Below are 25,518 nucleotides of genomic sequence, written 5' to 3'. Positions count from 1 at the left end.
ACCGGCGCCTCGTGTTCCCACCGTTGTAGTGCCGGCCGTTGGCCGGCAACCTCACATTGTAGTGCCGGCCGTTGGCCGGCAACTCACCACCGCAGGGCCCACCCATGAGCCGCAAGCAAGCTTTCCAGTTCCTCGATCTGCCCCGGACGATGCCGCAGCGCATCCCGGTCGAACTGCGCACCTCCGGCGACTGGGGCGAGCTGTACGGCAAGTTCGGCAAGGAAGACGCGCAGTTCCAGGCCGGGCGCTGCCTGGACTGCGGCAATCCGTACTGCAGCTGGAAGTGCCCGGTGCACAACGCGATCCCGCAGTGGTTGCAGCTGGTGCAGGAAAACCGCATCCACGAAGCGGCCACGCTGTGCCATTCGACCAACCCGCTGCCGGAAGTATGCGGTCGGGTGTGCCCGCAGGATCGGCTGTGCGAAGGCAGCTGCACGCTGGAAGAGTTCGGGGCGGTCACGATCGGTGCGGTGGAGAAGTACATCGTGGACACCGCGCTGGCCACCGGCTGGCGCCCGGATATGAGTGCAGTGGAAGCCACCGGCAAGCGCGTGGCGGTGATCGGCGCCGGCCCGGCCGGGCTGTCTTGCGCCGACAAGCTGGCGCATGCCGGCATCCAGGCCGTGGTGTATGACCGTTACGAACAGATCGGCGGGCTGCTGCAGTTCGGCATCCCCAGTTTCAAGCTGGACAAATCGGTGATCAGCCGCCGCCGCAACGTGCTTGAAGGCATGGGCGTGCAGTTCCGCCTCGGCGTGGAGATCGGCCGCGATGTGAGCATCGATGACCTGCTGGCCGAGTACGACGCGGTGTTCGTCGGCACCGGCGCGTACCGCTACACCGATGGTGGCCTGCTTGGCCAGGACCTCAAGGGCGTGCTGCCGGCACTGCCGTTCCTGGTGCAGAACAGCCGCATCGTCAGTGGCAGCGATGCCCACGGCCGGCCGATCGCCGGCTGGGAAGACCAGATCGCCCTGCCCGACCTGGAGGGCAAGCGCGTGGTGGTGCTGGGCGGTGGCGATACCGGCATGGACTGCGTGCGCAGCGCGATCCGGCTCGGCGCGGCCAAGGTGACCTGCGCCTACCGCCGTGACGAAGCCAACATGCCGGGCTCGGCGCGCGAAGTGGCCAACGCCCGCGAGGAAGGCGTGCGCTTCCTGTTCAACCGCCAGCCTTTGTCGATCGAAGCCGGCGCGGATGATGAAGTGATCGGGGTGATGGTGGTCGAGACGACCCTGTCCGATCCGGATGCCCAGGGCCGCCGGAACGCGGTAGCGATCGAAGGCAGTGAGTCGCTGCTGGAAGCGGACGTGGTGATCATCGCCTTCGGCTTCTCGCCGACGGCGCCGGCCTGGCTGACCGAACAGGGTGTGGAGGCCGGCAACAACGGCCGCATCGTGGCCGGTGGCAGTGGCCGCCTGCCGTTCCAGACCGCCCACCCACGCCTGTTTGCCGGTGGCGATGCGGTGCGCGGTGCGGATCTGGTGGTAACCGCCGTGGCCGAGGGCCGCGATGCGGCCGGCAGCATCGTGCAGCTGCTTTCGGCGTAACGGCGTGCCCTACCGAAGCGCGCCGCTCACGCGGCGCGCGCTGCCGCAGGTACCGGCGTGTGACGCACGCCGGCCCGCTCGATCTCCAGCGCCATCAGCAGCTCGATGTTGTCGAGCTGGTCGCGGATGCGGCGGTTGCTGACCACATCATCGTGGCCGCGCCCGATATGCGCATCCAGCATGCGCGCGAGCCCGGCCAGCAGGACCTCGGCATCGGCCTGCGGGGCGTCGCGGAGCACAGCGGCCAGCGCGCGGATGCGACTGCCCTGATCCGCGACAACGGGCTGGGATGAGGCGGCAACGGAAGAAAGGGAGAGGGTCATGGCAGGGGTTTCCTGATTGACGGACGACCTCCACTGTCGGATATGGCCCCTGCCGACACCATGCAACAAGTACGAAAATGCGTGAAGGCGCGTGCGCCGCATCACGTTTCGCAGCTTGCATCGGTGCAACCTGAACGGCTTACACTGGCGACGACTCCTTTTGGACTGCCCCCATGCGCATCGGCCTGGCCGCGAACCGCCTGCATCACCACGACAAGCACGCCGCGCTGTTCCGCTGGCTGCGCGCCAGTGACACCGGCCTGCGCGAACTGGGCGTCGAACTGCATGCAGTCGGGCGCACCTTCGATGCGATCCAGCGGCTGGGCTTCCTTCAGGATTTCGCGCCGCTGCGGCGCTACCCGAACGGCCGCGAGGGCGGCCTGATGAAGCTGGTGGCCGAGGTGGTCGGGATGGGCACGCCGGAGCGCACGCTGGACGGCGCAATCTACCTGATGGACCCGGTCGATCCTTCCTCGGTTTTTCCGGAAGCGACCGCGCTCAAGCGCCAGTGCGTGATCCACGGCAAGCCCTTCATCTCCACCGTCGCCACCGCGCGCGACTGGGTCGAGGTGGAGCGCCTGCATGCCGGCCTGGCACCGGACCCGGGTGCCGATGACCTGCATGCCTTTGAGCAGCACACGCTGGCCCTGATCGCGCATGACGCGATGAAGCCGGCGATGCTGGCCTTCGCCGATGAACACTTCGCGGTGCTGTCGCGCTTCCGCAGCCGGGTCGGCACCGGCACCACCGGCCAGCGCCTCAACGAACTGGCCTGGAGCCGCGGCTGGCCGCAGGGCGAGGAATGGGTGACGCGCTACCAGAGCGGCCCGATGGGCGGCGATGCGCAGATCGCCGACCGCGTGCTGGAAGGCCATTGCCAGCGCGCGATCTTCTTCGAAGACCCGCACGTCGCCCGCCAGCACGAAGCCGACATCCAGCTGCTGGAGCGCGCGGTCACCACCGTGACCGATCAGGCCGTGTGCATCACCGCGCCGCGAGTGGCGGCGCGCTGGGCGCAGGCGGCCGCGGTGCGGGTGTGCAACTGAGAAACACCGCATCGGTAGTGCCGGCCGCTGGCCGGCAATCGCGCGCGGGTCGGGTTCATGGGGAGCCGGCCAACGGCCGGCACTACCGGTGGCGGGCGTGGCAGCAGCCGGCGTTACCCCGCCGGGGTCAGCAGCTGCCGCAGCATCGCCTTGAGCCGCCGCCCCTCGAGCTGGAAATAGTCCCGCTCGGCATGCCACGCCGGGAAGCGCTTTTCCACCTCCGCCCAGAACGCCGGCGAGTGATTGGCCTGGATCAGATGGCAGAGCTCGTGCACCAGCACGTACTCGAACGCCGAAGGCCGCCCCAACACCAGGGCCAGATCCAGCGCCATGCTGCCATCGGGGGCCAGCGAGCCCCATTGCGAGGACATCACCTTCAGCCGCAGCCGCGCCGGTGCACGCGGCAGGCCGGGCAGGTAACGCGGCAGCCACTGGCCGACATCGGCACGGGTCTGTGCTTCGTAGAATTCGCGAAGGGTGCGGCGCAGCGTGGCATCGGTCCCGCGCGTGGGCCAGTGCAGGCAGGCGCCCTGCTCGTCCACGTGCATGTGCGCGTAGCGACCGGTTTCCCAGCGCAGCGGCAGCAGCTCACCGCGCAGCGGGAGCACGCCCGGCTCGCCGATCACCAGCGGTGGCGGCAGGTTGGTGGCCTGGTAGCTGCGCAGTTGCTCGGACAACCAGCCGCGATGCTGGTCGAGAAAACGCTCGCCCATCACCAGGCTGGCGCGCGGTGGCAGGGTCAGGCGTACGCCGCGCTCATCGACGCTGAGCTTGATCCGGCGCGCACGCGGATCGCGCACGCGCAGGACATCGATCTCGGCATCCTCCAGGCGCAGCCGTACCGTATCGCGCTGCAGCGTGCTGACAGCCGGCGAAATCAGGCGGCGGAGGAATCCGGACATGGGTACAGCATAGCGCCGGCCGTGACCGGCGCATGACTGGGGACTGATCGGAACCGATCAGTCCGCCTTGCTCAGCTTGAAGGCCTCTTCCAGCAGCAGGAACAGGCGGCGCACTTCGCCGCTCTGCAGGGCGAAACGGGCGTCCAGTTCGGCGTGGCGGCCGTCATCGTCGGCGTGCTCGAGCTGGTCCAGTGCGCCATCCAGGAACTTCAGCTTGCGCACGATCAGGTCGTCGCCCAGCACGAAGGACAGGTTGTCCTCGAAGACCAGCGCCAGCTTGGTCACCTGCTTGCCGGCGTCCAGGTGCTTGTCGATCTCGTCGCAGCGCAGTTCCTGGTGCTGGCACTTGACCACCGCACCGCCCTCGGCCGGGTCCTTCATCTCGCACTCTTCGCCCAGGCTCAGCCCGGTCGGCAGGGTTTCGCCGGCGATCCAGCCGGTGAGGATCGAGCGCGGCGCCACTTCGGCGTTCAACGGCATCGCCGGGAAGCTGCCGAGCAGGCCGCGGATGTCGGACATCATGTTCTCGCCCTTCTTGCTGCTCGAGCAGTCCACGGCGACGTACCCGTGGGTCAGGTCGATCAGCGCGTCGGTACGCGAGCTCTTCACGAAGGCGCGCGGCATCAGTTCGTGCAGCAGATCGTCCTTCATGCGCTTGCGCTCGCGGCCGCCGGGCTTGCGGCCTTCCTTCTCTTCGATTTCCTCGAGCTTGCGCGCGAGCAGATCGTTGACCACCGCGCCCGGCAGGATCTTGTCCTCACCGCCGACGGTCAGCCACAGCGCATCGCCGACGCGGTGCGAGAACACGGCCTTTTCTTCACGGCCGAACGGCGAGATGAAGCCGCGCGAATTCATTTCAAGCGGACCGACCGGCTTGAGCAGCACCTGCGGCAGCAGGGTGTCTACGTCGGAGAAATCGGTGGCGGTCGGGAAGCGGAACAGCGTCAGGTTGCGAAAGAACATGGACGTCCAGAGTAAGAGCGTGAAAGGGAGGGCGGGCGCACCAGCGTGGCTCAGGCCGGGCCGGGGGCGTCACCGGGGTCGTGGGCAGTGCCGGCCCAGGCCGGCGGATCGGGCAGCGGGGCCGCCGCAGCGCGCCCCAGTGCCATGAAATCAAACAGGGCCGGATCGGCCAGCTGCGAGGGATGGATGTTGCCCAGCGCGCGGGCGATCTGGTCGATGCGGCCGGGCTGGTCGCGTTCCCACTGCTGCAGCATCTGCTCCACCTGGCGGCGTTGCAGGGTGTCCTGGCTGCCACACAGCGTGCAGGGAATGATCGGGAACGCACGCGCCTGCGCGTAGGCGCTGATGTCCGCTTCACTCACATACGCCAGCGGGCGGATCACGATGTGCTGGCCGTCGTCGCTACGCAGCTTGGGCGGCATCGCCGAGAGCTTGGCGTGGTGGAACAGATTGAGGAAGAACGTGGCCACACTGTCGTCGCGGTGGTGGCCCAGCGCGATCTTGGTGAAGCCGTGTTCGGCCGCATGCCGGTACAGCGCGCCACGGCGCAGACGCGAGCACAGCGAACACATCGTGCGGCCTTCCGGAATCACCCGGCTGACCACCGAATAGGTGTCCTGCTCGATGATCTGGAACGGCACACCGATCGAGGCCAGGTACGTCGGCAGCACGTGCTCGGGAAAGCCCGGCTGCTTCTGGTCCAGGTTCACCGCGACCAGCTCGAACGGTACCGGCGCTTTTTTCTGCAGCTGCAACAGGATGTCGAGCAGGGTGTAGCTGTCCTTGCCACCGGACAGGCACACCATCACTTTGTCGCCGGCCTCGATCATGCCGAAGTCGGCGATGGCCTGGCCGACCTGGCGGCGCAGCTGCCGCGCCAGCCGGTCCTGCACACCGCCGGGCGCGCGCGGATCGCGGGCGCGCGGGACAGGATCGGGCAGGCGGATGACAGCGCTCATGGCGGTCATTCTACCGGCTCGCACCGGCGACCACGGCCCCCGGGAAGTGAGTGCGTTCACTCCCGGCGGTCATCGGGGATGTGTATGCTCGGAGCTTGTGGAAACCATGACACCCACCGATATCAGTGCCCGCCTTGCCGTCCTTCGGCAGGAGCATCGTGCGCTGGATGATCAGATCCTGCGCATGGCCGCCAACGGCGACGATGAGCTGGAAGCCAAGCGCCTGAAGCGGCGCAAGCTGCAGTTGAAGGACTGCATCGCCAAGCTGGAAGACATGCTGATTCCGGACGAGCCGGCCTGAGCCAGCCACGCATGGCGTGGCTCTACGCGTAGCGAGGGACGGTGCGTTGGGATTGACGACGTGCCGTCGTCAATCCGTGCTGACCGGCTCTTCCGGCTTCGCCGCTTCCGGGCTGACACGCTCGATGGTGTGGCGCAGTTCGCGGCCGAGGATGAATTTCGCATCCTTCGCCCACGCGTCCAGGCGCGCATCGAACAGCAGCTTGCTGTTTTCATCCGGCCACACCAGGCGCAGCTCGCGCAGCTTCTGGATGAAGCCGCGGAACAGGGTGCGGTCGAAGAACTCCGGGGCGGCCGGCGCATAGAGCAGGCTCAGGCGCTGCGCAGCCTGCTGGCACAGGCTTTCCAGCTCGGCCGCACCCAATGTGCCGGGGCCGTTCTTCACCAGCACCGAGATGGCGATGTAATAGCGCTCGAACGCCTGCTGCAACGAATGGCCGATCGCACGCAGGCGGAAGACTTCGTCGGTCTGCCCGGTGTTGCGCGCCAGGATGCCGCCGTCGTCATCGTTGATGTTCTGCAGCAGCCCTTCGCGCACGAACACGTTGATGGTCTGCTCGATGCGCTGGGCGAACTCGTCTTCGGTCCACGGCAGGAACAGCTCGGCCTGCAGGAACGGATACACCGTGCGGCCCAGCTGGACCAGCCCGGTGCGGCTCATGCGGCGGTTGTTCTGGAAGCAGCAGGCCACCCACGACGAGGCCGTGAACAGGTGGATGACGTTGTTGCGGAAGTAGCTCAGCAGCACCGCGGTGTCGCCACTGACGCTGAGCACGTCACCCAGCGGGTGCTTGATGCGGGTGAGGACGTTGATTTCCTCGGCGTGGGCGATGATCCGCTCCGGCGAGTGCGGGGTCACCGTCACCCGGTCCGAGTACGGCATCTCCACCAGCAGGGTCTTGCACAGTTCGATCTGCGCGATCAGGTCCGCCTCGCCCATCGCATGCTTGGGCGTGGACAGCAGCGCCAGTGCGAGCAGGTTGATCGGATTGACATCGGCCGCACCGTTGATATGCACCTGGATGCGTTCGGCCAGGTGATCCACCGTGCCGGACAACCACGAGGGCTTCTCGTCTTCGCCGACCGGTTGGCCGTTCCAGTCCGGCGCACGCTGGGCGAGCACGTCGTTGAGCGCGATCGGCTCGCCGAAGTTCACCACGACCTGGCCGTAGTTCTGCTTGAGCACCTTCGGGATCGACCACAGCAGCGACCAGATCGATTCCTTTTCCTTCGGCCGGCCGGACAGTTCGTCCAGATAGCTGCCGCCCTCCATCAGCTTTTCATAGCCGATGTAGACCGGCTGGAACAGCACCGGCTTGCGCGGCTGGCGCAGGAAGGCGCGCAGGGTCATCGAGATCATGCCGCCCTTGGGCTGCAGCAGCCGGCCGGTGCGCGAGCGGCCGCCTTCGACGAAGTACTCGATCGAGTAGCCGCCGGCGACCAGCTGCGCCACGTATTCGCTGAGCACCGCCGAGTACAGCGCGTTGCCACGGATCGAGCGGCGGATGAAGAACGCACCGCCCTTGCGCAGCAGCGTGCCGACCACCGGCAGGTTGAGATTGATGCCGGCCACGATGTGCGGCGGCACGATGCCGCGGTCGTACAGCAGGTAGGACAGCAGCAGGTAATCCATGTGGCTGCGGTGGCTGGGCACGTAGACCACTTCATGCCCGGGCGCGGCCGCCTTGAACTTGTCCAGGTGGTGGACCAGCACGCCGGCATAGATGCGGTTCCAGACATGGCTGAGCATGAAGCTGGCCGAGCGCACCACGGGACTGGAGTAGTCCGCGGCGATTTCCCACGCGTAGGCGTGGGCTTTTTTCCAGGCATCGGCCGGCTTGGAGTTGTCGCGCTTGGCCTGCGAGGCAATCGCTTCGCGCACGGTGTCCGCGTCGAGCACCTTGTCCACCAGCAGGCGGCGGGTCGACAGATCCGGCCCGATCACCGATTCGCGGATACGGCGGAAATGGGTGCGCAGCACGCGCTGCAGCTTGCGCACGGTGCGCTCGGGGTCCAGCCCCTCATCGACCGTGGTGCGCAGCGAGATTGGCGGGGCGAAGCGCACGATCGTGCTGCGGCCGTTGAGCAGCACCGCCAGCAGGCGACGGAAACGACCCACCAGGGCCCAGTTTTCCGAGAACAGCACCGCGAACCAGCCGCTCTGCTTGTCCGGCGCGCGGCCGACAAAGATCGACACCGGCACCAGGTGCACGTCCAGCTCGCCACGGGCGCGGTGCGCCTGCAGGACCTTGGCCAGCGAGTCCGAGTGGGTCTTGGCGCCACGCTGCTCGGGGATCAGCGAGTTGCTGCTGCTCCGGCGCGACAGGGCCAGGTAGGCGCGCTTGCGCCCGGTCGGATCGCCGGCGATCGGCACCAGCGGCGAGGGCAGGCCGGCTTCGCGGCAGGCCTTGTCCAGGATCAGCGCGTTGGACAGACCGTAGTCCTCCAGCACGTAGACCACCGGGCGGCCATCGTTGTACTGGCCGGGGTGTTCGGGTTCGATCTTCAGCGACAGCCACGGCTCGACCAGGCGGCCGAGCAGGCGCGCCCACCACGGCGGGCGGCCACTGGGCGGACGGGTGCCGGGCACGATCGCGGACGGCACGACGGTGGCAGGCTCCGCATCGACGGCAACGGCCTCCACGGGCGCGCCAGCGGCCGGCGGAACCGGGGCGGCAGCACCGTCGGACGGCACGGTAGCGGGCGACGAGGACATGGCGTCCGGCGTCTTGGGCGGCTCTTCGCCGGGGAAAGGCAGGGGATTCTGGTTCGGCATCGGCTTCATTATGGCTTAGGCGGTGCAGAAGCACCGTCCTTGACCGTCGCAGCCGCCTCGGTTTCGGCGGCCTGGCGGGCGTCATGTTCAGCTTGCGCGGCGTCGGCGGCCTGCAGCAGCGCATCGGTGTCTTCCAGCGTGCGGGTCACGTACCAGTGACCGTCGCGCCGTGTCATCCGCACCTGCGCTTCGATCTGCTCGCCGGCCAGCGTGTACTGGATGCGCACGACCGCGTCGTCGCCCAGTTCGGAGGTCAGCTCGCCGCGCAGCTCGGTCAAGGCGCCGTCCAGCGACAGCCCGTAACTGGCCAAGGCCGTCTTGAAGGCTTTGATGAAGGGCCCGAGCCGGCGCAGACTCTCTTCCATGCCCGCGGCCTGCAGTTCGGCATCCGTGGACAGCCCCGCAGTGCGTGCGGTCGCGGTGAGCAGGGTGATGGTCGTCTTCGCCCGCTGCTTGTCCGTCAGTGGCGCCGCGGCGGCCCAGCGGCTGAGCGCGTTCACCACCTGGGTGTAGTGGGCGCGCTCGCTGTCGCTGTACTCGCTCTGGTTGCGCAGGTACTGCTCGCCGAACAACCCCATCGAGTGGGCCGCCTGGCGGACCTGGGTGGCCTGACCGGCGATCTGGGTATCGAACGAACGCTGCAGCCGCTGTGGCGCATCCGGCCGCGACAGTGCGGCCAGCATCGGCAGCAACTGCCCATCCAGCGGCAGCTCGGTCAGCGGCCAACGGCTGTGGCCCTGGCTCCAGGCGCCCTGCAGACGGGCGTACTGGGCCGGCGGCACCGCTGCCTTCGCATAGCCGACCAGATCATTGTCGGCGACCCGCTGGGCCAGCTGCTGCAGGGCCGCGACCGGCTCGGACGCCGGTGCATCCGGATCGATCTGCTTGTCTTTGCAGGCGCTGAGCAGCACCAACCCGCACAGGGCCAGCGCCAACGCCTGCCCTCGGTACTGCCACGGCTTCAACGACATGGACATGAATTCGGACTCCCCGGACCGGTCCGCATCTTGCGGCCTGTTCGGTGACAGCGGCAAGCCGGCAGACCTGCCGACCCTGCGCTCGGTGCGCAAGCCCTTGAATGTACAGAAAATCCGCGTGTGACAGAGCATCCCGCCCCGTCGCCGCCTCAGCGCGCGGCGAGCGCCTGGGCGATCTCGGTCTGGATGGCGCGCGCAGCGGCCTGCGGATCGCTGGCCAAGCGGATCGGACGACCGACCACGATCGCATCGGCGCCGTCGGCAAAGGCCTGGGCCACGCCCACGGTGCGCTTCTGGTCATCCCCGACCGGCCCGCCGGGGCGGATGCCCGGGCAGACGATCGAGAAGCCGGCGCCGGTGGCGGCGCGGATCGGCCCAGCCTCCTGGCCGGAGGCAATGACGCCATCGATGCCGGCGGCCTGGGCGGCCAGCGCGCGTTCGACCACCACCTCGACCGGCTCGCGGTCGATGCCCATCTGGGCCAGGTCGCTGCGCCCCATCGAGGTCAGCACGGTCACCGCCAGCAGGCGCATGTCGCTGCCGTTGGCGGCCGCGCAGGCCTCCATCATCGCCGGGTGCCAGCCATGGATGGTGGCGTAGCTCACCGGCCATTGCGACAGCCGCTTGATCACCGCCGCAGCGGTGGCCGGGATGTCGAAGAACTTGAGATCGACGAACACCCGCTTGTCGCGTGCGGCCAGCGCCTCGAGCACCTCGAAGTACTCGCCGGAGGCCAGCAGTTCCATGCCGATCTTGTAGAACGACACGGCATCGCCGAGGCGATCGACCCAGGCCAGCGCGTCGGCGCGGCCCGGCACGTCGAGCGCGAAGATCAGGCGCTCCTCGTCCCGCAGCGGCAGCGGCGCGCGGCTCACGGCGCGTAGTCCAGCGCGGCACGCTTGGCATCGTGGCGGGCTTGGCGCGACTGGCTGTAATCGTTGTTGAACTGCGCCGGTTCGAAGCCGCCGTAGGTCGGGTTGGGCAGCATCCACCAGCGTTCACCGAACCAGTCGTGGTACTGCTGCAGCAGCGCGTCACGGCCCTCATTGGTGTTGGCGGTGACTTCCACGAAGTCGCCCAGCTGGTCACCGAACTGCATCAGCACGCGGTATTGCTGGCCGGCCAGGCGGCGGCGGCAGTTCTTCTCGCTGCCAGCCTGCTCGCAGCCTTCCACCACGGTGCCCAGGCCGAGGAACACGCTGTCATCGGCCACCGGCAGGCCCTGCTCGCGCAGGTTGGCCAGGGTGGCGTCCTTGAGATGCACGGCGCGGTTGGAGATGTACAGCAGGGTCACACCCTTGGCATTGGCGGCCTTGGCGAAATCGACCACGCCCGGAATCGCCTTGGCCTTCTTTTCGGCCACCCACTGGTCCCAGCTCAGCTCGTCATATTCCTTGCCATCGCGCACCAGGCGCGCCTGGTAGGGCGAGTTGTCCAGCACAGTCTCGTCGACGTCCAGCACCACGGCCGGCTTCAGGCCCTTGGCGGCATTGCCGCGCTCCTCAGGCACCAGCGCGTCCCAGTTGGCTTCCTTCAGCGCCTTGTCCAGGTGATCGGCCGCCGCGCGGTAGGTCTGCTCGGTGATCGCCCGATACTCCTGCGAACGCTGGATCCACAGCACCGCATTGAGGTTGTCGTTGGCGGCCACGGCGGCATCGCCGCTGGCGGCCGGGGCGCTCGCCGCGGCAGCGGTGGCCGGCGGGGCGGCATCGGCCGGGGTTTCAGTGCGCTTGCAGGCACTGAGCGCCAGCACGGCGCAGGCAAGCACGGACAGGGAAACAGCACTACGACGCATGGCATTCACCGGCAACAGATTCGCGCCAGTTTACCGGCTTGTCCCGCGGCATTCATGCCGCAGGCAGGGCTCGGCTATGCTGCACGCCCCTGAAACACCCCGGAGCGCCCCATGACCGACGACACCCAGACCCCTGCCCTGCCCGTGCTCAGCGCGGCCCAGGCCCGCGCGTTGGGCTGCCTGATCGAGAAGGAGGCGACCACCCCGGACGCCTACCCGCTGACGGTCAACGCCGCCCAGGTGGCCGCCAACCAGAAGACCGCCCGCGAGCCGGTCATGGCCCTGTCGGCCGGCGATGTGCACCACGCGCTGCGCCAGCTGGAGACCCTGGGCCTGGCGCGCCAGCAGTACTCCTCGCGCGCGGAGCGCTACGAGCACCGCGCCGGTGCCGCGCTGGACCTGACCCGCCAGCAGCTGGCGATCCTGGGCCTGTTGCTGCTGCGCGGCCCGCAGACCCTCAATGAGCTGCTGACCCGCGGCGAGCGCCTGGTCCGCTTCCAGGACGTGGACGAACTGCGCCACCACCTGGAGCGCATGATCCAGCGCGAGATGGCGGTCCAGCTGCCACGCGCCAGTGGCCAGCGCGAAGACCGCTACATGCACCTGCTGGGTGGCCCGGTGGACGTGCAGGCATTGGCCGAGCAGTACAGGTCTGCACCGAGCGGCGCTGGCGGCGGCGGTGCCAATCCGGCACTGGAGTCCCGCGTGCAGCAGCTGGAGGCGACGGTGGCCGAGCTGCAGGAACAGCTGGCGGCGTTGCGCGCGCAGTTGGGGGGCTGAACTGCAGCCACGCATGGCGTGGTTCCACCGGGTGGAATGGCGTGGTTCCACCGGGTCGGATGGCGTGGTTCCACCGGGTCAGACGGCCGGTCGCTACCGGGTCAGACGGCTGGCGCGCCCGGGGTGGCGAACAGCAGCACGACATCGCCGCCATGCGGTGGTGGCAGCAGCAGATCGCCGCGATCCTCCATGCCCAGTTTGCGCAGCAGCGCGGCGGAGCGCACGTTGTCCGGCGAGACGATGCCGTACAGATCGGCATGGCCGAGCACATCGCGCGCGTAGTGCATCACCCCGCGCGCGGCCTCGAACGCGTAGCCGTGGCCTTCGTACTGCGACAGCAGTGCATAGCCGATATCCGGTGCCGGCAGCCCGGCGCGGCGCACCAGGCCGGCGTTGCCCAGCCATGCACCATCTTCGCGACGGATGACGGCGTACATGCCGAAGCCGTTGAGCGTGTAGCTACCCAGCACGCGCTCGGCGGTGTAGTCGCGCGCCTGCGCCAGGGTGCGTACGCCGCGGTCGGCGATGTTGCGGATGAAGCCCGGCTCGTTGAGCAGGGCCAGCATGTCGGCGGCGTCATGGTCGGGATCGATCAGGCGCAGGTGCAGGCGGTCGGTCTGGATCACGGCGGACATGCGGGTACCGGTGAAGGGTGATAGGCCGATTGTGCCGTAGAGCCACCCATGGGTGGCTGCTCCGTGTGCCAGATCGCAGAGCAGCCACCCATGGGGTGGCTCTACCCGGCGATGCTCAGTCGAACAGCGCCTGGATCGCGGCCAGACCCGCGCTGGCACGCTCTTTCTTGCGCGCCGCATCGGCGACGGGATCGGCACCATCGCGCTGCATTTCCTCGGCGGGTATCTCATCGAAGAAACGGCTGGGCTTGAGCCGCACGTGCTCGCCGAACTTGCGGGTGAGCTTGCTGTAGCTCATCCACAGCTGCACCTTGGCGCGGGTGATGCCCACGTACAGCAGGCGCCGCTCTTCCTGCAGGTTGCCTTCGTCGAGACTGACCTGGTGCGGCAGCACGCCGTCCTCGCAGCCGATGATGAACACGTACGGGAATTCCAGGCCCTTGGAGGCGTGCATGGTCATCATCCGCACCTGGTTGCCGCCGTCGTCCTTGTCATTGCGCGAGAGCAACGCCAGCTGCGCGGCCAGATCCGCCGTGGAGGCGCCCCGCGGGCCGCCTTCGAACCACTGCGCCAGTTCTTCCAGGTTGCCCAGGCGGCGCTGGTAGACGGACTCTTCCTTGCACGCGCTGCGCAGGTCCGAGACCAGCCCGGAGTCCTTCACCAGCTTGCGCACCAGATCGCCGGAGCTGAGCTTGGGCATCTCCGCGCGCAGGTCGCGCAGGATGTCGGTGAAGCGGCTCAGCCCATTGGCCGCGCGCGGCGGCAGCTGCGAGAGCGCGCCGATCGCCTCGGCGGCATGCGCCATCGGCAGGTCTTTTTCAGACGCCAGCTCGGCCAGCTTGGCCAGCGTGCCGGCGCCCACTTCGCGCTTGGGCGACTGCACCGCGCGCATGAAGGCCGTATCGTCGTCCGGGTTCACCAGCAGGCGCAGCCAGGACAGCGTGTCCTTGACCTCCTGCCGTTCCAGGAACGCGGTGCCGCCGGTGATGTGATACGGCGCGCGCACCAGCTGCAGCGCTTTTTCCAGCGGCCGCGACTGGAAATTGCCGCGGAACAGGATGCAGAAATCGCTCCACGGAATCTTCTTGGAGGTCGCCAGGTAGGAGATTTCCGCCGCGACCTTTTCCGCTTCGTGCTCGCTGTTGCGGCACTCCCACACCCGGATGCGCTCGCCGTCGGCCTGGTCGCTCCACAGCTTCTTCAGGTGCTCGTGCGGGTTGTTGGCGATCAGCGCATTGGCCGCGCGCAGCACGCGGTTGGAGCAGCGGTAGTTCTGCTCCAGTTTGATGATTTCCAGCGCCGGATAGTCGCGCGCCATCTGCTGCAGGTTTTCCGGGTTCGCACCGCGCCAGGCGTAGATCGACTGATCGTCATCGCCCACGCAGGTGAAGTTGCCCTTGCTGCCGGCCAGCTGCTTGAGCAGGCGGTACTGCGCATCGTTGGTGTCCTGGCATTCGTCGACCAGCAGGTAGCCGATGCGCTCGCGCCAGGCGATGGCGATCTCCGGATTCTCTTCCAGCACCTGCACCGGCAGCCGGATCAGATCATCGAAATCCACCGCGTTGAACGCGGTCAGGCGCAGCTGGTAGCGCTCGTAGACGCTGGCCGCTTCCTTCTCGCGGGTGCTGCGCGCCGCGGCCATCGCCTGCTCGGGCGACAGGCCGGCATTCTTCGCACGCGAGATCAGGTTCTTCACGTCCTCGATGTCGTCCGGCTTGGCCCCGTACATCAGGTCCTTGACCTGCGCGGTCGAATCGTCGGCATCAAAGATCGAGAAGCCGCGCTTGAGCCCGACAGCGGCATGTTCGATCTGCAGGAACTTCAGCCCCAGGGCGTGGAAGGTACAGATGGTCACTTCATCGGCATCGTCGCCGCGCAGGCGCTTGGCCACGCGCTCGCGCATTTCCTTGGCCGATTTGTTGGTGAAGGTGATCGCCGCAATCCGCCGCGCCGGGTAGCGCTTGCTGGCGATCAGCTGACCGATCTTCTCCACGATCACGCGCGTCTTGCCGCTGCCTGCGCCCGCAAGCACCAGCAGTGGACCTTCGCAGTGCATCACTGCCGCATGTTGGGGAGGATTGAGACCGTGCATGCCATCTCCAGGGGAGGGGCATTGTACCGGCCTTGATCGGCCTGCATCGACGCGCAGCCGCGTGGATTGACGCCTTCACACGGGTGGGTTATCCAGAGCACCTGCCCACGCAAAGGACGCGAAGGATGACCCGATTCAGCAACTGCAGGTGGGCATGGGCGGTGATCACCAGCCTGGCGGCGCTGCCCGCATCGGCCCAGCCGGCCGACGTCATGGACGTGCGCGCACAGGAGATCGTGCATACCTCGGCCTTCCTGGCCAGCCACCCGGATCTGCGCTACCGCGCGCTCGCCCAACAGGCGGTGTCACGCGGCCGCCTGGAGGAAGCGCGCACCTACTTCCGCCGCAGCGCCCGTTATGCCGACAAACTCTCCCAGGCCGCGCTCGCGGAGATGTGGTGGGAGGGCCAGGGTGGCGAGCAGGATCGGGCGCTGGGCTATGCCTGGATGGACCTGGCCGCTGAGCGCGGGACGGCCTTCCTGCTGGCACTGCGCGAACGCTACTGGGCCGCGCTGGATCCGGCCGAGCAACGACGTGCCCAGCGTGAAGGTCCGGCGCTGTACGCCGAGTATGGGGATCCCGCGGCCCAGCCACGGCTGGAACGTGAACTGCGCACCGCGCTGCGCCAGGTCACCGGCAGCCGCACCGGCCGGGTGGGCGGCGGGATGGAGATGGAGGTCCGCGTGGCGGGAGGGATGCGCCGGAAAGTAGATCCGGATGTCTTCTATCGGGATGAATTCTGGACGCCCGCCGCGTACTGGCAGCGACAGGCGCGCGAACTGGACCAGGCCGGGCGCAGCGAGGGGAAAATCAACGTCGGCCTGCCGACCACCGTGCCGACCAACGATTGACCGCCATGCCCAGGCTGCTGAGCGGATAAAATCCCGGGATGGCCAAGCTCTATTTCTACTATTCGGCGATGAACGCCGGCAAGACCACGACCCTGCTGCAGTCGGCGCACAACTACCGCGAGCGGGGCATGCGCGTGGCCATCCTGACCCCACGGCTGGACGATCGCGCCGGGCGCGGCGTGGTCGCCTCGCGGATCGGCCTGAAGGCCGACGGGATCGCGTTCCAGCAGGACACCGACCTGCAGCAGCTGATCGCCGACGACATCGACACGCACGGCCCATTGGGCTGCGTGCTGGTCGATGAAGCGCAGTTCCTGACCCGCAGCCAGGTCTGGCAGCTCAGCGAGGTGGTCGATCAGATGCGCATTCCGGTGCTCTGCTACGGCCTGCGCACGGATTTCCGCGGCGAGCTGTTTGAAGGCAGCCAGTACCTGCTGGCCTGGGCCGACGAGATGCAGGAGATCAAGACGATCTGCCACAGCGGCAAGAAAGCCACGATGACCGTGCGCGTGGACGAGCACGGCCACGCGGTGCAGGACGGCCCGCAGGTGGAGATCGGCGGCAACGAGCGCTACGTGTCGGTGAGCCGCGCGGAGTTCAAGAAGATCACGCGCGGTGAGGGCCGCATCGACCCGATGCAGGCCCCATTGCCGCTGTGATCAGTACAACGTGCGCTCCGGCGCGCCCTTCGGCGGCGGGCTGTACTGGTACAGCCAGGTTTCGGTGAGGGTCTTGCCACCGCTGCGCAGGTACAGGCGGATGTCGATCTGCTCGGTGGCGTCATCCGGCGGCACCAGATCGAACATGGCCCGGTAGCCCTTGATCTCGCGCAGCGGACGCGCCGAGACGATCTCGGTACGGCCGCGGCTGACCTGGACCACGGCGTCCACCTCGCCCTTGTCGATCAACGCGGCCAGTTCGCCGCCTTCGAAATCGACCGCGAAGCGCCAGGAGAAATACTCGCGCTTCTTGCCGATCACCCCGCCCAGGCCGGTACGGCTGGCCACGCAGTGCGCCAGCGGCGTACGTGCCGGCGGCTCGGCGCCCCAGTACAGGCGGTAGCCGAGCAGCAGCTCCTGGCCGGGCTGCGGCTTGGCCTCGGGGTTCCAGAACGCCACGATGTTGTCGAAGGTCTCATCCACGGTCGGGATTTCGACCAGCTGTACCGAACCCTTGCCCCACTGCCCCTTCGGTTCCACCCACAGGCACGGGCGCTTCTCGTAGAAAACGCCGTCGTCCTGGTAGTGATCGAAGTTGCGGTCGCGCTGGAGCAGGCCGAAGCCGCGCGGGTTGTTGTCCACGAACATGTTGAAGCGCAGGTTGTGCGGGTTGCACAGCGGGCGCCAGATCCATTCACCGGCACCCGTCCACATCGACAGGCCATCGGTATCGTGGATCTCCGGGCGCCAGTCCCAGGCCATGCGGCGGTCGTTCTCGCCCACCTGGTACATGCTGGTGCACGGGGCGATGCCGAGGCGCTCGATGGCCTTGCGCGGGTACAGCGCGCAGTCGATGTCCATCAGCAGCACATCGCCGTTGGTGATCGCGAAGCGGTAGGCGCCGGTGGTGCTGGGCGAATCCAGCAGGGCGTACACCACCAGCGTGTTGGAGTCGGCCGCCGGCTGCTCCAGGTAATAGGCGATGAAATCCGGGAATTCTTCGGGCTTGCCCATGCCGGTATCGATCGCCAGGCCGCGCGCGGATTGGCCGTACTGGCCTTCCTTGCCGACCGCGCGGAAATAGCTGGCACCCAGGAAGGCGGCGAAGTCGCGGTCGGTGTCCTTGCGCGTGTTGAGCCGGAAGCCGGCGAAGCCCAGATCGGCCGGCAGATGACTGCCCTTCAGGCCGCTCTTGCCGTAGTCGAACGCCGCGCCGTCGTAGGCCAGTTCCTGCGCCTTGCCATCGGTCACGTCGAACATCCGCACCGGTGAGTGGAAGTACAGGCCAAGGTGGAAGAACTTGGCCTGGTAGCGGCCGGGCTGGTCCGCCCACAGCGCGTGATCCTGGCGGTACTGGATCGACTGGTACTGGTCCCAGCTCAGCGCTTCGACCGGGCCAGGCAAGGTCCGCTTGTGGCTCTGGTAAGCGGCCTGGGACAGCGCGCGGGCCTGCCCTTTCAGCGAGGCGAAATCGAACGGCTGCGGCGCGCCCAGCCGGCGCAGGCCGACCTGGTTGCCCTGCGCGGCGCAGGCCGGCAGTGCGGGCAGGCCGAAGGCGGCCAGGGCCACGGAAGCATTGCGGAGGAAGTCGCGTCGTTGCATGCAGGCAGCGATGGCAAGGGAGGGCCGGCCATCATAGGCACGCTGACGTTAATTCGCCGAGGTGAATACGGGGCGGCGTTCAGCCAGCGCGCTCAGGGCACTGCGGCCACCTGCGCCGAGCCACAGCTCTCACGCGCCTGCCCGATCTCCTGTCGCAGCCTCCCGCCCTGCGGCCACTGCGCCTGCAGTTCCTGCTGGAGCTGGCCCAGCGCGGCGCGCGCCCGCGCTGGCGCAGTGCCGCAGTCCAGTTCCGCCATGGCCGCACGCGCGCGCCAGCGCAGCACCCGGCTGTCCAGATCGGCCGCATCGCCTACCAGCAGCGGCGCCAGCGCCCGCCGCGCCTCCACGGTCTGGCCCATGCGGCCCAGGTTTCGGGCCCAGGCCAGCTGCAGCGCGCGGTGCAGACCCGCACTGGCAGGCCCGGCCCGGTCCACCCGCCGCATCAGCGCAGCCAGTTGCTCCCCGGCCTGATGGGGGTCGCCGTGGGCACTGACCAGCTCGGCCATGCGCCGATCAGCCTGCTGCACGGCCGCATCGTCATCACCACGCTGCGCGGCCTGCCATTGCCGGCCCTCATGCAACGCACCCAGCGCCGCCTGCCAGCGGCCCGCGTGTGCCAACGCTTCGCCCTGGTCGTACAGCCCCTGCGGCAGCAGCCCCACGCAATCGGGCTGCCGCCAGATCGCCACGGCGCGGGCGAAGTCATCGATGGCCGTCGCGCTGTCGCCGCGCGCCAGCGCCAGCCGCCCCAACGCATGCCAGGTCAATCCGGTATCACGGTGCTGCTCGCCCAAGGCCTGCCGGGTCAGCTGATGGACCTGCTGGAGTTGGACCTGCGCCTGCGCCAGTTCGCCGCGCTGCATCGCCAGCAGCGCGCGCAGGCGGCGGATCGACAGGGTTTCCGGGTGATCGGGCCCATACAGCCCCACGGCATCATGGGCGGCAAGCTGCAGAGCCTGCTCGGCCGCCTCCAGATCGCCCTGCGCAGCCAGGGTCTCGCCCATGTGCCGACGCAGCGCGATCAACTGGGGGTAGCGCACCGTGTCACCGGCCTGCAGCAGCTGCAGCGCTTGCCGGTAACCGGCCAGGGCAGCAGGCGCGCGGCCATCGTCACCGTCCAGTGCGGCAAGGTCGGCGAGGCTCTCCGAGGTGCCGGGGGTGTCGCGCAGCACATCGCGGCGCAGCACCAGGGCCTGCTCGAACGCCCCGCGCGCCTCATCGCGGTAGCCCAACAGCTGTTGGCACCGCCCCAACTGGGTGCGGTACTCGGCCACGGCCGCCGGCAGCCTCAGGCGGTACTCGGCGGCCAGCGACTGCATCGGTGTCAGGTGGGTCACGCAGTCGCGAGAGCGGCCGAGCATGCGCAGCGCACGGCCGCGCTGGGTCACCGCGTCCAGCTGCAGGGTGGGCGGCACCTCGCCGGCCTCCTCCAGCAGCGCGCGCTGGCGGTCCAGCGTCTGCAGGGCCAGCTGGTAGTCGCCCATACCGATCCGCAACCGGCCGATCACGCCTTCCAGCTCGGCCAACGACAGCGGTTGATCGCGCAGTTCGGCCTCACCGCGTTGCTGACCGGTGGCCAGCAACTGGCGCAGATCGAAGCTGCCGTGGCGCACGCCGGCGGCGCGGTCGAACAGGCCCACGGTGAAATCCTGCATGGCCTGCGCACGCGCGACCTCGCGCCGGGCCTGCTGCATCTGCCACAGCGCGGTGAGCGCCAGCGCGAGCAGGGCCAGCACGGCCACGCTGCCCAGCGCCACGCCCCAGCGATGCCGGCCCAGGTATTTGCGCAGCCGGTAGCCCACGTGCTGCGGGCGGGCATGGATCGGGCGGCCTTCGAGGAAGCGGCGCAGGTCCTGCGCCATCGCTTCCACCGAGGCGTAACGCTGCGCCGGCTCCTTCTGCAGGGCCTTGAGCAGGATGGTGTCCAGATCGCCGCGCAGGCGACGCGACAGGCGCCTCGCCGCCCCGGCCTGCTCCCCACCGGCAGCGGCCACGCGGGCCATCACCGCCGAGGCGCGCGGCGCCTGCACCTCCAGGATCGAGCGCTCCCACTCGGCATCGCTGTGCCGGCGCAGGCGATACGGCTTCTGCCCGGTGATCACCTCGAACAGCACCACGCCCAGCGAGTACACATCGGTCAGCGTGGAGACCGGCTCGCCGCGCACCTGCTCCGGCGCCGCGTAGTGCAGGGTGAACGCGCGTGCTTCCGTGGGCGGGTGCGCGGGCGGCTTGCCGTGGTCATCGTCGAGCAGCTTGGCGATGCCGAAATCCAGCAGCTTCACCTCGCCCTCCGCCGTCACCAGGATGTTGGACGGCTTCAGATCGCGGTGCACGATCAGGTTGGCGTGGGCGTGGCTGACCACCGCGCAGACCTGCAGCATCAGTTGCAGGCGGCGCTCCAGCGGGAGTGCCAAGCGCTGGCAGTGCTCGGTGATCGGCTCGCCTTCGACATACGCCAGCGCCAGGTAGGGCTGGCCGTCCAGGTCCACGCCGGCGTCCAGCAACTGGGCCAGGTTCGGGTGCTGCAGCCGCGCCAGAATTTCGCGTTCGCGGCTGAAGCGCTGGCGCAGGCCGGGATCGGCGTAGCCACTGCGCAACAGCTTCAGGGCGACCTGGCGTTCGTACAGGCCATCGGCCCGCTCGGCCAGCCACACCTCACCCATCCCGCCTTCGCCGAGCGCCCGCAACAGCCGGTAGGGACCGACCCGGGTGCCTGCCCGGCTGTCTTCCGGCGGCGCGGTCCACAGGGGCTGCGCCAGGAATTCATGGCTGTCCCGCTCATGGGCGAGCAGGCGCTCCACATCCTCGGCCAGCCCCGGATCGTCGGCGCGCAGGCGCAGCAGCCGCTGCTCTCGCGCCGGTTCGGGCAGTTCCAGCAATTGATCCAGCAGGCAGGACAACTGCCGCCAGCGTGACGCCTCCATCGGTCCTCTCCCCGGACGATGCGTGGCTTTTCAGGGCTCCCCGACCGAAGCCAGCAGGAACATGCGCGCCTTCTGCCAGTCGCGGCGGATGCTGCGCTCCGAGCGTTGGCATAGATCGGCGATCTCCTGCTCGGACAGGCCGGCGAAGTAACGCAGTTCCACCACCTTGGCCAGGTGTGCATCCACCGCATGCAGCCGGGCCAGCGCCACATCCAGCGCCAGCAGGTCTTCATCCAGGCGTACGCCGCTGCTGCTGTTCTCCGGCAGCTCCACCCGCTTGAGATCACCGCCGCGTTTGCGCGCCAGCCGGTTGCGTGCGTAATCGACCACCACGCTGCGCATCGCCGAGGCGGCGTAGGCGAAGAAGTGGGCGCGATCCTCGAAGCGGGCCGCACCCCGGGAGCCGAGCAGCTTCAGGTAGGACTCGTGCACCAGCGAGGTGGCATCCAGGGTGCGCCCCTGCTGCCCGGCCAGCTGCCGGCGGGCCATGCTGTGCAGCTCGTGATAGAGCAGGGTCAGGACCCGGTCGAGCGCGGCGCGGTCGCCCGCCCGGGCCGAATCCAGCCACACGGTGATATCCGGTCCTTCGTCCATCGCACACCCCCGCCGGTGACGTTGGGCGGACTATACCGCCGGGCAGGCGACAGGCGCGCGACGATTCAGCGCTGGCAGTGCCCGCACCAGACGCTGGCGCGCTGGCCGATGGTGGCGTGGCGGAGCAGCCGACCACACTGGCGGCAGGGCTCGCCTTCACGCCCGTAGACCAGCAGCTCTTGCTCGAAATAGCCCGGCGCCCCGTCCGGGTTGATGAAATCGCGCAGGGTGGTGCCGCCGCGGGTGATGGCGTAGGCCAGGATCTGTTTCACCGCATCGGCCAGGCGCTGGTAGCGCGCGCGGGAGATCTTGCCGGCCTCGCGCAGCGGGTTGATCCCGGCCATGAACAGGCTTTCGGCGGCGTAGATATTGCCCACGCCCACCACGATGCCCTGGTCCATCAGGAAGGTCTTCACCGAGGCACTGCGGCCACGGCTGCGGGCGAACAGGTAGTCGCCATCGAAGGCCTCATCCAGCGGCTCGGGCCCTAGCGCTGCCAGCAGCTCATGGGTCTCCCCGGCCGGCTGCCAGAGCAGGCTGCCGAAGCGGCGCGGGTCGTTGAAGCGCAGCAGGCGGCCGTTGTCCAGGCTGATGTCCACGTGGTCGTGCGCACGTACCGGGGTGTCGCCGGGCAGCACCCGCAGGCTGCCGGACATGCCCAGGTGCAGCAGTGCGCTGCCTATGGCGGTATCAAGCAGCAGGTACTTGGCGCGGCGGCGCACGCCCTGGATGGCCTGCCCGGGGAGCAGCGTGCTGATCTCGTCGGGAATAGGCCAGCGCAGGTCGGGGCGACGCAGGATCACGCCGTGGACACTGCGGCCTTCCAGGTGCGGGGAAAGGCCGCGGCGGGTGGTTTCGACTTCGGGGAGCTCGGGCATGGGGAGGATTCTAGCGCCGGGCTGCGGCGGGCCGACTACGACCCACCGCAACACGGTGCGCTTCCCTTCAGGCCTGCGCGCCTTCCTGCGCCGCGGCGTTGCCAGCTTCAGCCGGTACAGCGATATCCGTCGGCGCGTCCACCGTCACCGGGTGCTTGTCCGGGAACAACGTGGGCAGTGTGGCGACAAACTGGACCAGGCAATCGTCGGCATAGCGTTGGACGGTCTGCTTCACCATTGCGTAGTCATCAGCCTGCCAGGCCTCCAGCGGGGCGGCGACCGGCTCGGCAATGTTGCACTGGGCACCTTCGCCGCCGGTAAGGCGCATGGTGGGCAGCTTGCGCCGGTACGGGAAGCCCAGGCTCAGCGATTGACGCAGTTCATACAGGGTCTGCGAATCATCCAGTTCCTGGTAGACCAGGATGAAGTCGCCCAGCGTGGCCTGCACCGTCTTCTCCTCGCGGGGCACAGCGCCGGGATGCGCCTTGAAGTAGTCGTCCAGGCGGGTGCGCACCTGCGCCTGCATTGTTCCGAACGCGGGATGCACGACACTGTCGATGCGGGTGCCTTTCAACTGTCCTTTGCCGAAGGAGCTGCCGGCGATCCTGCCAGACAGCAGCGACAGCGCGACCTGCGCGCCGGCCACCTTGGCCGTGGTGGAGCGCTGCACCAGGCGCAGGGACTTGGCGCCGATGGGTTGGCCGCTGGAGTCGGTCTGCAGCTGCGCGGTGATGGGGATCAGATGCTCCCATGCCGGTGCTGCAGGGGCGACAGCGGCATCGTCTGTGGCGCTTGCATCAGCGGCCACGGCAATCGCATCGGAGGGAAGTTCGCTGTCGTCCACGGCAAGCTCGGGGGGATCGACGGATACCGGCTCGCTGGCCATGGTCTGCATGCTGATGACGATGCCGCCGAGCAGCATCGCGGTGAGGAGGGTGTACTGGGTTTTCATGGTGTCGTTCCTGGGTCGTCCTTGGCGATACCCGTGGACGCCCATCGGTGCAACGGCCCGGCAACCACGTCCATGTTTTTCCTGCTGCGATCCATCGCAGTCAACATGCCGAGCCTGCAGAACACGCTGATCGACCGGCGCGCCGGGATCATCCTGTCTTCTGCCTGTTTTCAGGCAGTCGTGCGCGTACCGGCATGTTCGCCGGCGGGCGATCTTATATCAGCGGCAGCACGCCTTGAAAATTGAGCATCTGCTGCAGGCGCACGCGCATGGCAAATTCACACGCGTGGCAGCCGTTACCGCGGCGGCGCAGCCAGCTCGCGCGCACTCAAATAGCCGTCGCGATTGGCATCCTGCTTGTGGAACCGCTGGATCAGCGTCTGCCGCTGCTGCTCCCGCGTGATCGGCGGGCCTTTGCCACCGGGCAGCTCATCGGCGCTGAGCACCCCATCGCCGTTGCGGTCCATGCGATCGAAGGCGTACAGCAGCCACTGCACGTACTCCTCCACGCTGACCCGGCCGTCGCCGTCGGTGTCCATGCGCTGCAGGTAGCTGCCGGTATCAGTGACCTGGGCCTGTGCCGTCGCGCCCAGCACGCCAACGGCCAGGCCCAGACACGCAAAACGCCGCACAAGGCGGCGTTTCGCGGAGACGTTCCCGATCGGGAAGCGCATCGATCAGTGCGCCGTCAGTGCGTAGCCCTTCAGGCGCGCGGCGTAGTTCTGCAGCGCGGCGATGCCACTGGCTTCGGCTTCGTGGCACCAGGCCTGCAGCAGCTTCAAGCGCTCGGCGGCGTCATTGCCGCGCGCTTCCAGCAGGGCCGCCAGACGGGCGCGGTGTTCCACCAGCACGCGGATCCGCGGGCGCTGTTCGACCCACGTGCTGAGCTGGGCGCGGCAATCCGGCTTGAGCCAGCGGCCGTCGTTGACCAGGCCGCGGCGCATGCGGCGCGGCAGCAGCTTGCGCAGTTTGGCGCCCGCCATCGCGGCCTCTTCGCGCAGGGCCGGCACGAATACGTTGCGCTGGTAGTCGGTCATCGCCTGGAACCGGTGCGACAGCAGGGCCTTGAGGGTTTCCGCATCCGGCACGGCAATGTTCGGGCGCACGTCCATGCTCGGCGCCACGCGCAGCACCTTGGCCAGACGCACCGCCTGCAGGCCGCGGATCACCGCCCAGCCGATATCGAACTCCCAGCGGCGCATGGAGAAGCGCGCCGAGCTCGGGAAGGCATGGTGGTTGTTGTGCAGCTCTTCACCGCCCACCCAGAACGCCCACGGCGTCAGATTGGTGGAGGTGTCGGCCGATTCGAAGTTGCGGTAGCCCCACCAGTGGCCCAGGCCATTGATGACGCCGGCCGCCCAGAACGGGATCCAGGCCATCTGGATGGCCCACAGGGCCACGCCGGGCAGGCCGAACAGCACGCTGTTGATGACCAGCAGCGCGACCGGGCCGAGATTGGCGTGCGGGGTGTACAGGTGGCGCTCGATCCAGTCATCCGGAGCGCCGCGGCCGTACTGCTCGATATCCGCGCGCATCGCGCGGGCCTCGCGGTACAGCTCCACGCCCCGCCAGAACACCATGCCGATGCCCTTGGTCACCGGGCTGTGCGGGTCTTCATCGGTTTCCACCTTGGCGTGGTGCTTGCGATGGATCGCCACCCACTCCTTGGTGATCATGGAGGTGGTCAGCCAGGTCCAGAACCGGAAGAAATGCGCGATCACCGGGTGGAAATCCACCCCCCGGTGCGCCTGGCTGCGGTGCAGATACAGGGTCACGGCGAAGATGGTCAGCTGGGTGAACACCAGCAGCACCAGGCCCATGCCCCACCAGCCGAGGCCGACGACACCGCCGGTCAGGAAGTTGAGGAGCGTATCGAACATCGCAGGACTCCGGGCCGCAGTCGGCCGTCAAGGAAACAGGGATACCTCCAGACATGATGGGGCCAGACGTTGCAAACTTC

The 25,518-nt window shown here is 68.3% G+C and carries 25 protein-coding genes; 8 read left to right on the top strand and 17 right to left on the bottom strand.

Annotated features, from left to right (window positions below; translation table 11 throughout):
• Positions 1-104: 104 nt before the first annotated feature.
• Positions 105-1,550, top strand: coding sequence for an FAD-dependent oxidoreductase (locus K4043_RS15810; protein ID WP_123731005.1), 1,446 nt, complete (start codon positions 105-107; stop codon positions 1,548-1,550).
• Positions 1,551-1,576: 26 nt separating this feature from the next.
• Here the strand turns inward: K4043_RS15810 and K4043_RS15805 are convergent, their stop codons facing one another.
• Positions 1,577-1,873, bottom strand: coding sequence for a hypothetical protein (locus K4043_RS15805; protein WP_265309891.1), 297 nt, complete (start codon positions 1,871-1,873; stop codon positions 1,577-1,579).
• 173 nt (positions 1,874-2,046) lie between these two features.
• Here K4043_RS15805 and K4043_RS15800 point away from each other — a divergent pair, with 173 nt between their 5' ends.
• Positions 2,047-2,919, top strand: a complete 873-nt coding sequence (locus tag K4043_RS15800) for a methylglyoxal synthase (RefSeq protein ID WP_123731003.1) — start codon at positions 2,047-2,049, stop codon at positions 2,917-2,919.
• Positions 2,920-3,032: 113 nt separating this feature from the next.
• Here K4043_RS15800 and K4043_RS15795 read toward each other — a convergent pair whose 3' ends face one another.
• Genes K4043_RS15795 through ttcA form a run of 3 tightly spaced genes read right to left on the bottom strand, consistent with a single transcriptional unit; the run spans position 3,033 to position 5,743 of the window.
• Positions 3,033-3,821, bottom strand: coding sequence for a SprT family zinc-dependent metalloprotease (locus K4043_RS15795; RefSeq protein WP_123731002.1), 789 nt, complete (start codon positions 3,819-3,821; stop codon positions 3,033-3,035).
• 57 nt (positions 3,822-3,878) lie between these two features.
• The gene (locus K4043_RS15790; RefSeq protein ID WP_265309890.1) at positions 3,879-4,784 is read right to left on the bottom strand and encodes a recombination-associated protein RdgC; all 906 of its coding nucleotides are present in this window, start codon (positions 4,782-4,784) and stop codon (positions 3,879-3,881) included.
• A gap of 50 nt (positions 4,785-4,834) precedes the next feature.
• Complete coding sequence (gene ttcA / locus K4043_RS15785) at positions 4,835-5,743, bottom strand: tRNA 2-thiocytidine(32) synthetase TtcA (RefSeq protein ID WP_241696581.1); 909 nt, start codon at positions 5,741-5,743, stop codon at positions 4,835-4,837.
• Between the two features lie 97 nt (positions 5,744-5,840).
• Between ttcA and K4043_RS15780 the strand changes: the two genes are divergently transcribed.
• Positions 5,841-6,044, top strand: coding sequence for a YdcH family protein (locus K4043_RS15780; RefSeq protein WP_184997329.1), 204 nt, complete (start codon positions 5,841-5,843; stop codon positions 6,042-6,044).
• 69 nt (positions 6,045-6,113) lie between these two features.
• Here the strand turns inward: K4043_RS15780 and plsB are convergent, their stop codons facing one another.
• Both plsB and K4043_RS15770 read right to left on the bottom strand, forming a co-directional pair.
• Positions 6,114-8,828: a glycerol-3-phosphate 1-O-acyltransferase PlsB gene (gene plsB / locus K4043_RS15775; RefSeq protein ID WP_123731000.1), complete on the bottom strand. Its 2,715-nt coding sequence runs from the start codon at positions 8,826-8,828 to the stop codon at positions 6,114-6,116.
• Positions 8,828-9,796, bottom strand: coding sequence for a hypothetical protein (locus K4043_RS15770; protein WP_123730999.1), 969 nt, complete (start codon positions 9,794-9,796; stop codon positions 8,828-8,830). The genes plsB and K4043_RS15770 overlap by 1 nt, the downstream gene beginning before the upstream one ends.
• Between K4043_RS15770 and K4043_RS15765 the strand changes: the two genes are divergently transcribed.
• Complete coding sequence (locus tag K4043_RS15765) at positions 9,795-9,920, top strand: hypothetical protein (protein ID WP_260232289.1); 126 nt, start codon at positions 9,795-9,797, stop codon at positions 9,918-9,920. The two genes, K4043_RS15770 and K4043_RS15765, sit on opposite strands and share 2 nt — an antisense overlap.
• 25 nt (positions 9,921-9,945) lie before the next feature.
• On the opposite strand, the gene pyrF is transcribed toward K4043_RS15765, so the two are convergent.
• Together pyrF and K4043_RS15755 are read right to left on the bottom strand one after the other, a co-directional pair.
• On the bottom strand, positions 9,946-10,671 hold the full coding sequence (gene pyrF / locus K4043_RS15760; RefSeq protein WP_265309889.1) for an orotidine-5'-phosphate decarboxylase: 726 nt from the start codon (positions 10,669-10,671) through the stop codon (positions 9,946-9,948).
• Positions 10,668-11,591 carry a 5'-nucleotidase, lipoprotein e(P4) family gene (locus K4043_RS15755; protein ID WP_265309888.1) on the bottom strand — a complete coding sequence of 308 codons (924 nt, stop codon included), beginning with the start codon at positions 11,589-11,591 and terminating at the stop codon, positions 10,668-10,670. The genes pyrF and K4043_RS15755 overlap by 4 nt, the downstream gene beginning before the upstream one ends.
• Before the next feature lie 111 nt (positions 11,592-11,702).
• Between K4043_RS15755 and K4043_RS15750 the strand changes: the two genes are divergently transcribed.
• Positions 11,703-12,371, top strand: a complete 669-nt coding sequence (locus K4043_RS15750) for a DUF480 domain-containing protein (RefSeq protein ID WP_265309887.1) — start codon at positions 11,703-11,705, stop codon at positions 12,369-12,371.
• A gap of 101 nt (positions 12,372-12,472) precedes the next feature.
• Here K4043_RS15750 and K4043_RS15745 read toward each other — a convergent pair whose 3' ends face one another.
• Positions 12,473-13,006: a GNAT family N-acetyltransferase gene (locus tag K4043_RS15745; RefSeq protein ID WP_265309886.1), complete on the bottom strand. Its 534-nt coding sequence runs from the start codon at positions 13,004-13,006 to the stop codon at positions 12,473-12,475.
• A gap of 115 nt (positions 13,007-13,121) precedes the next feature.
• A complete protein-coding gene (locus K4043_RS15740) occupies positions 13,122-15,098 on the bottom strand; it encodes a UvrD-helicase domain-containing protein (RefSeq protein WP_123730995.1) in 1,977 nt (658 codons plus the stop codon).
• 125 nt (positions 15,099-15,223) lie between these two features.
• On the opposite strand from K4043_RS15740, the gene K4043_RS15735 reads away from it, so the two are divergent.
• Positions 15,224-15,949 carry a hypothetical protein gene (locus K4043_RS15735; RefSeq protein WP_265309885.1) on the top strand — a complete coding sequence of 242 codons (726 nt, stop codon included), beginning with the start codon at positions 15,224-15,226 and terminating at the stop codon, positions 15,947-15,949.
• Positions 15,950-15,987: 38 nt separating this feature from the next.
• Positions 15,988-16,608 (top strand): thymidine kinase, encoded by a 621-nt coding sequence (locus K4043_RS15730; protein ID WP_123730993.1) that lies wholly within the window; start codon positions 15,988-15,990, stop codon positions 16,606-16,608.
• Here the strand turns inward: K4043_RS15730 and K4043_RS15725 are convergent, their stop codons facing one another.
• From K4043_RS15725 to K4043_RS15705, 5 genes are all read right to left on the bottom strand, one after another.
• Positions 16,609-18,210 carry a glucan biosynthesis protein D gene (locus K4043_RS15725; RefSeq protein WP_265309884.1) on the bottom strand — a complete coding sequence of 534 codons (1,602 nt, stop codon included), beginning with the start codon at positions 18,208-18,210 and terminating at the stop codon, positions 16,609-16,611.
• A gap of 92 nt (positions 18,211-18,302) precedes the next feature.
• Complete coding sequence (locus K4043_RS15720; RefSeq protein WP_265309883.1) at positions 18,303-21,134, bottom strand: serine/threonine-protein kinase; 2,832 nt, start codon at positions 21,132-21,134, stop codon at positions 18,303-18,305.
• A gap of 30 nt (positions 21,135-21,164) precedes the next feature.
• On the bottom strand, positions 21,165-21,728 hold the full coding sequence (locus K4043_RS15715) for an ECF-type sigma factor (protein WP_265309882.1): 564 nt from the start codon (positions 21,726-21,728) through the stop codon (positions 21,165-21,167).
• A gap of 65 nt (positions 21,729-21,793) precedes the next feature.
• Positions 21,794-22,606: a bifunctional DNA-formamidopyrimidine glycosylase/DNA-(apurinic or apyrimidinic site) lyase gene (mutM, locus tag K4043_RS15710; protein WP_265309881.1), complete on the bottom strand. Its 813-nt coding sequence runs from the start codon at positions 22,604-22,606 to the stop codon at positions 21,794-21,796.
• A gap of 67 nt (positions 22,607-22,673) precedes the next feature.
• A complete protein-coding gene (locus K4043_RS15705; protein WP_265309880.1) occupies positions 22,674-23,558 on the bottom strand; it encodes a hypothetical protein in 885 nt (294 codons plus the stop codon).
• A 72-nt stretch (positions 23,559-23,630) separates the two neighbouring features.
• Between K4043_RS15705 and K4043_RS15700 the strand changes: the two genes are divergently transcribed.
• Entirely contained in the window at positions 23,631-23,804 is a 174-nt protein-coding gene (locus tag K4043_RS15700; protein WP_265309879.1) for a hypothetical protein, read from the top strand.
• A gap of 50 nt (positions 23,805-23,854) precedes the next feature.
• Here K4043_RS15700 and K4043_RS15695 read toward each other — a convergent pair whose 3' ends face one another.
• A complete protein-coding gene (locus K4043_RS15695; RefSeq protein WP_123730987.1) occupies positions 23,855-24,232 on the bottom strand; it encodes an EF-hand domain-containing protein in 378 nt (125 codons plus the stop codon).
• 3 nt (positions 24,233-24,235) lie between these two features.
• Positions 24,236-25,438 (bottom strand): fatty acid desaturase, encoded by a 1,203-nt coding sequence (locus tag K4043_RS15690; RefSeq protein WP_123730986.1) that lies wholly within the window; start codon positions 25,436-25,438, stop codon positions 24,236-24,238.
• Positions 25,439-25,518: the final 80 nt, after the last annotated feature.

The sequence above is a fragment of the Stenotrophomonas sp. SRS1 genome, from assembly GCF_026130205.1.
Classification (GTDB): Bacteria; Pseudomonadota; Gammaproteobacteria; order Xanthomonadales; family Xanthomonadaceae; genus Stenotrophomonas; species Stenotrophomonas rhizophila_B.
Note: the sequence above shows the minus strand (reverse complement) of the source record. Positions and strands in the feature narration are given on the sequence as shown.

Coding starts and splice junctions, on each gene's coding strand:
- K4043_RS15805 (WP_265309891.1), bottom strand. CDS start 1,873: ATGACCCTCTCCCTTTCTTCCGTTGCCGCCTCATCCCAGCCCGTTGTC.
- K4043_RS15700 (WP_265309879.1), top strand. CDS start 23,631: ATGTTTTTCCTGCTGCGATCCATCGCAGTCAACATGCCGAGCCTGCAG.
- K4043_RS15765 (WP_260232289.1), top strand. CDS start 9,795: ATGAATTCGGACTCCCCGGACCGGTCCGCATCTTGCGGCCTGTTCGGT.
- K4043_RS15810 (WP_123731005.1), top strand. CDS start 105: ATGAGCCGCAAGCAAGCTTTCCAGTTCCTCGATCTGCCCCGGACGATG.
- K4043_RS15750 (WP_265309887.1), top strand. CDS start 11,703: ATGACCGACGACACCCAGACCCCTGCCCTGCCCGTGCTCAGCGCGGCC.
- K4043_RS15690 (WP_123730986.1), bottom strand. CDS start 25,438: ATGTTCGATACGCTCCTCAACTTCCTGACCGGCGGTGTCGTCGGCCTC.
- K4043_RS15800 (WP_123731003.1), top strand. CDS start 2,047: ATGCGCATCGGCCTGGCCGCGAACCGCCTGCATCACCACGACAAGCAC.
- ttcA (WP_241696581.1), bottom strand. CDS start 5,743: ATGAGCGCTGTCATCCGCCTGCCCGATCCTGTCCCGCGCGCCCGCGAT.
- K4043_RS15745 (WP_265309886.1), bottom strand. CDS start 13,006: ATGTCCGCCGTGATCCAGACCGACCGCCTGCACCTGCGCCTGATCGAT.
- K4043_RS15755 (WP_265309888.1), bottom strand. CDS start 11,591: ATGCGTCGTAGTGCTGTTTCCCTGTCCGTGCTTGCCTGCGCCGTGCTG.
- K4043_RS15720 (WP_265309883.1), bottom strand. CDS start 21,134: ATGGAGGCGTCACGCTGGCGGCAGTTGTCCTGCCTGCTGGATCAATTG.
- K4043_RS15740 (WP_123730995.1), bottom strand. CDS start 15,098: ATGCACGGTCTCAATCCTCCCCAACATGCGGCAGTGATGCACTGCGAA.
- mutM (WP_265309881.1), bottom strand. CDS start 22,606: ATGCCCGAGCTCCCCGAAGTCGAAACCACCCGCCGCGGCCTTTCCCCG.
- K4043_RS15730 (WP_123730993.1), top strand. CDS start 15,988: ATGGCCAAGCTCTATTTCTACTATTCGGCGATGAACGCCGGCAAGACC.
- K4043_RS15735 (WP_265309885.1), top strand. CDS start 15,224: ATGACCCGATTCAGCAACTGCAGGTGGGCATGGGCGGTGATCACCAGC.
- K4043_RS15715 (WP_265309882.1), bottom strand. CDS start 21,728: ATGGACGAAGGACCGGATATCACCGTGTGGCTGGATTCGGCCCGGGCG.
- K4043_RS15795 (WP_123731002.1), bottom strand. CDS start 3,821: ATGTCCGGATTCCTCCGCCGCCTGATTTCGCCGGCTGTCAGCACGCTG.
- K4043_RS15705 (WP_265309880.1), bottom strand. CDS start 23,558: ATGAAAACCCAGTACACCCTCCTCACCGCGATGCTGCTCGGCGGCATC.
- K4043_RS15725 (WP_265309884.1), bottom strand. CDS start 18,210: ATGCAACGACGCGACTTCCTCCGCAATGCTTCCGTGGCCCTGGCCGCC.
- K4043_RS15790 (WP_265309890.1), bottom strand. CDS start 4,784: ATGTTCTTTCGCAACCTGACGCTGTTCCGCTTCCCGACCGCCACCGAT.
- K4043_RS15770 (WP_123730999.1), bottom strand. CDS start 9,796: ATGTCCATGTCGTTGAAGCCGTGGCAGTACCGAGGGCAGGCGTTGGCG.
- plsB (WP_123731000.1), bottom strand. CDS start 8,828: ATGAAGCCGATGCCGAACCAGAATCCCCTGCCTTTCCCCGGCGAAGAG.
- K4043_RS15695 (WP_123730987.1), bottom strand. CDS start 24,232: ATGCGCTTCCCGATCGGGAACGTCTCCGCGAAACGCCGCCTTGTGCGG.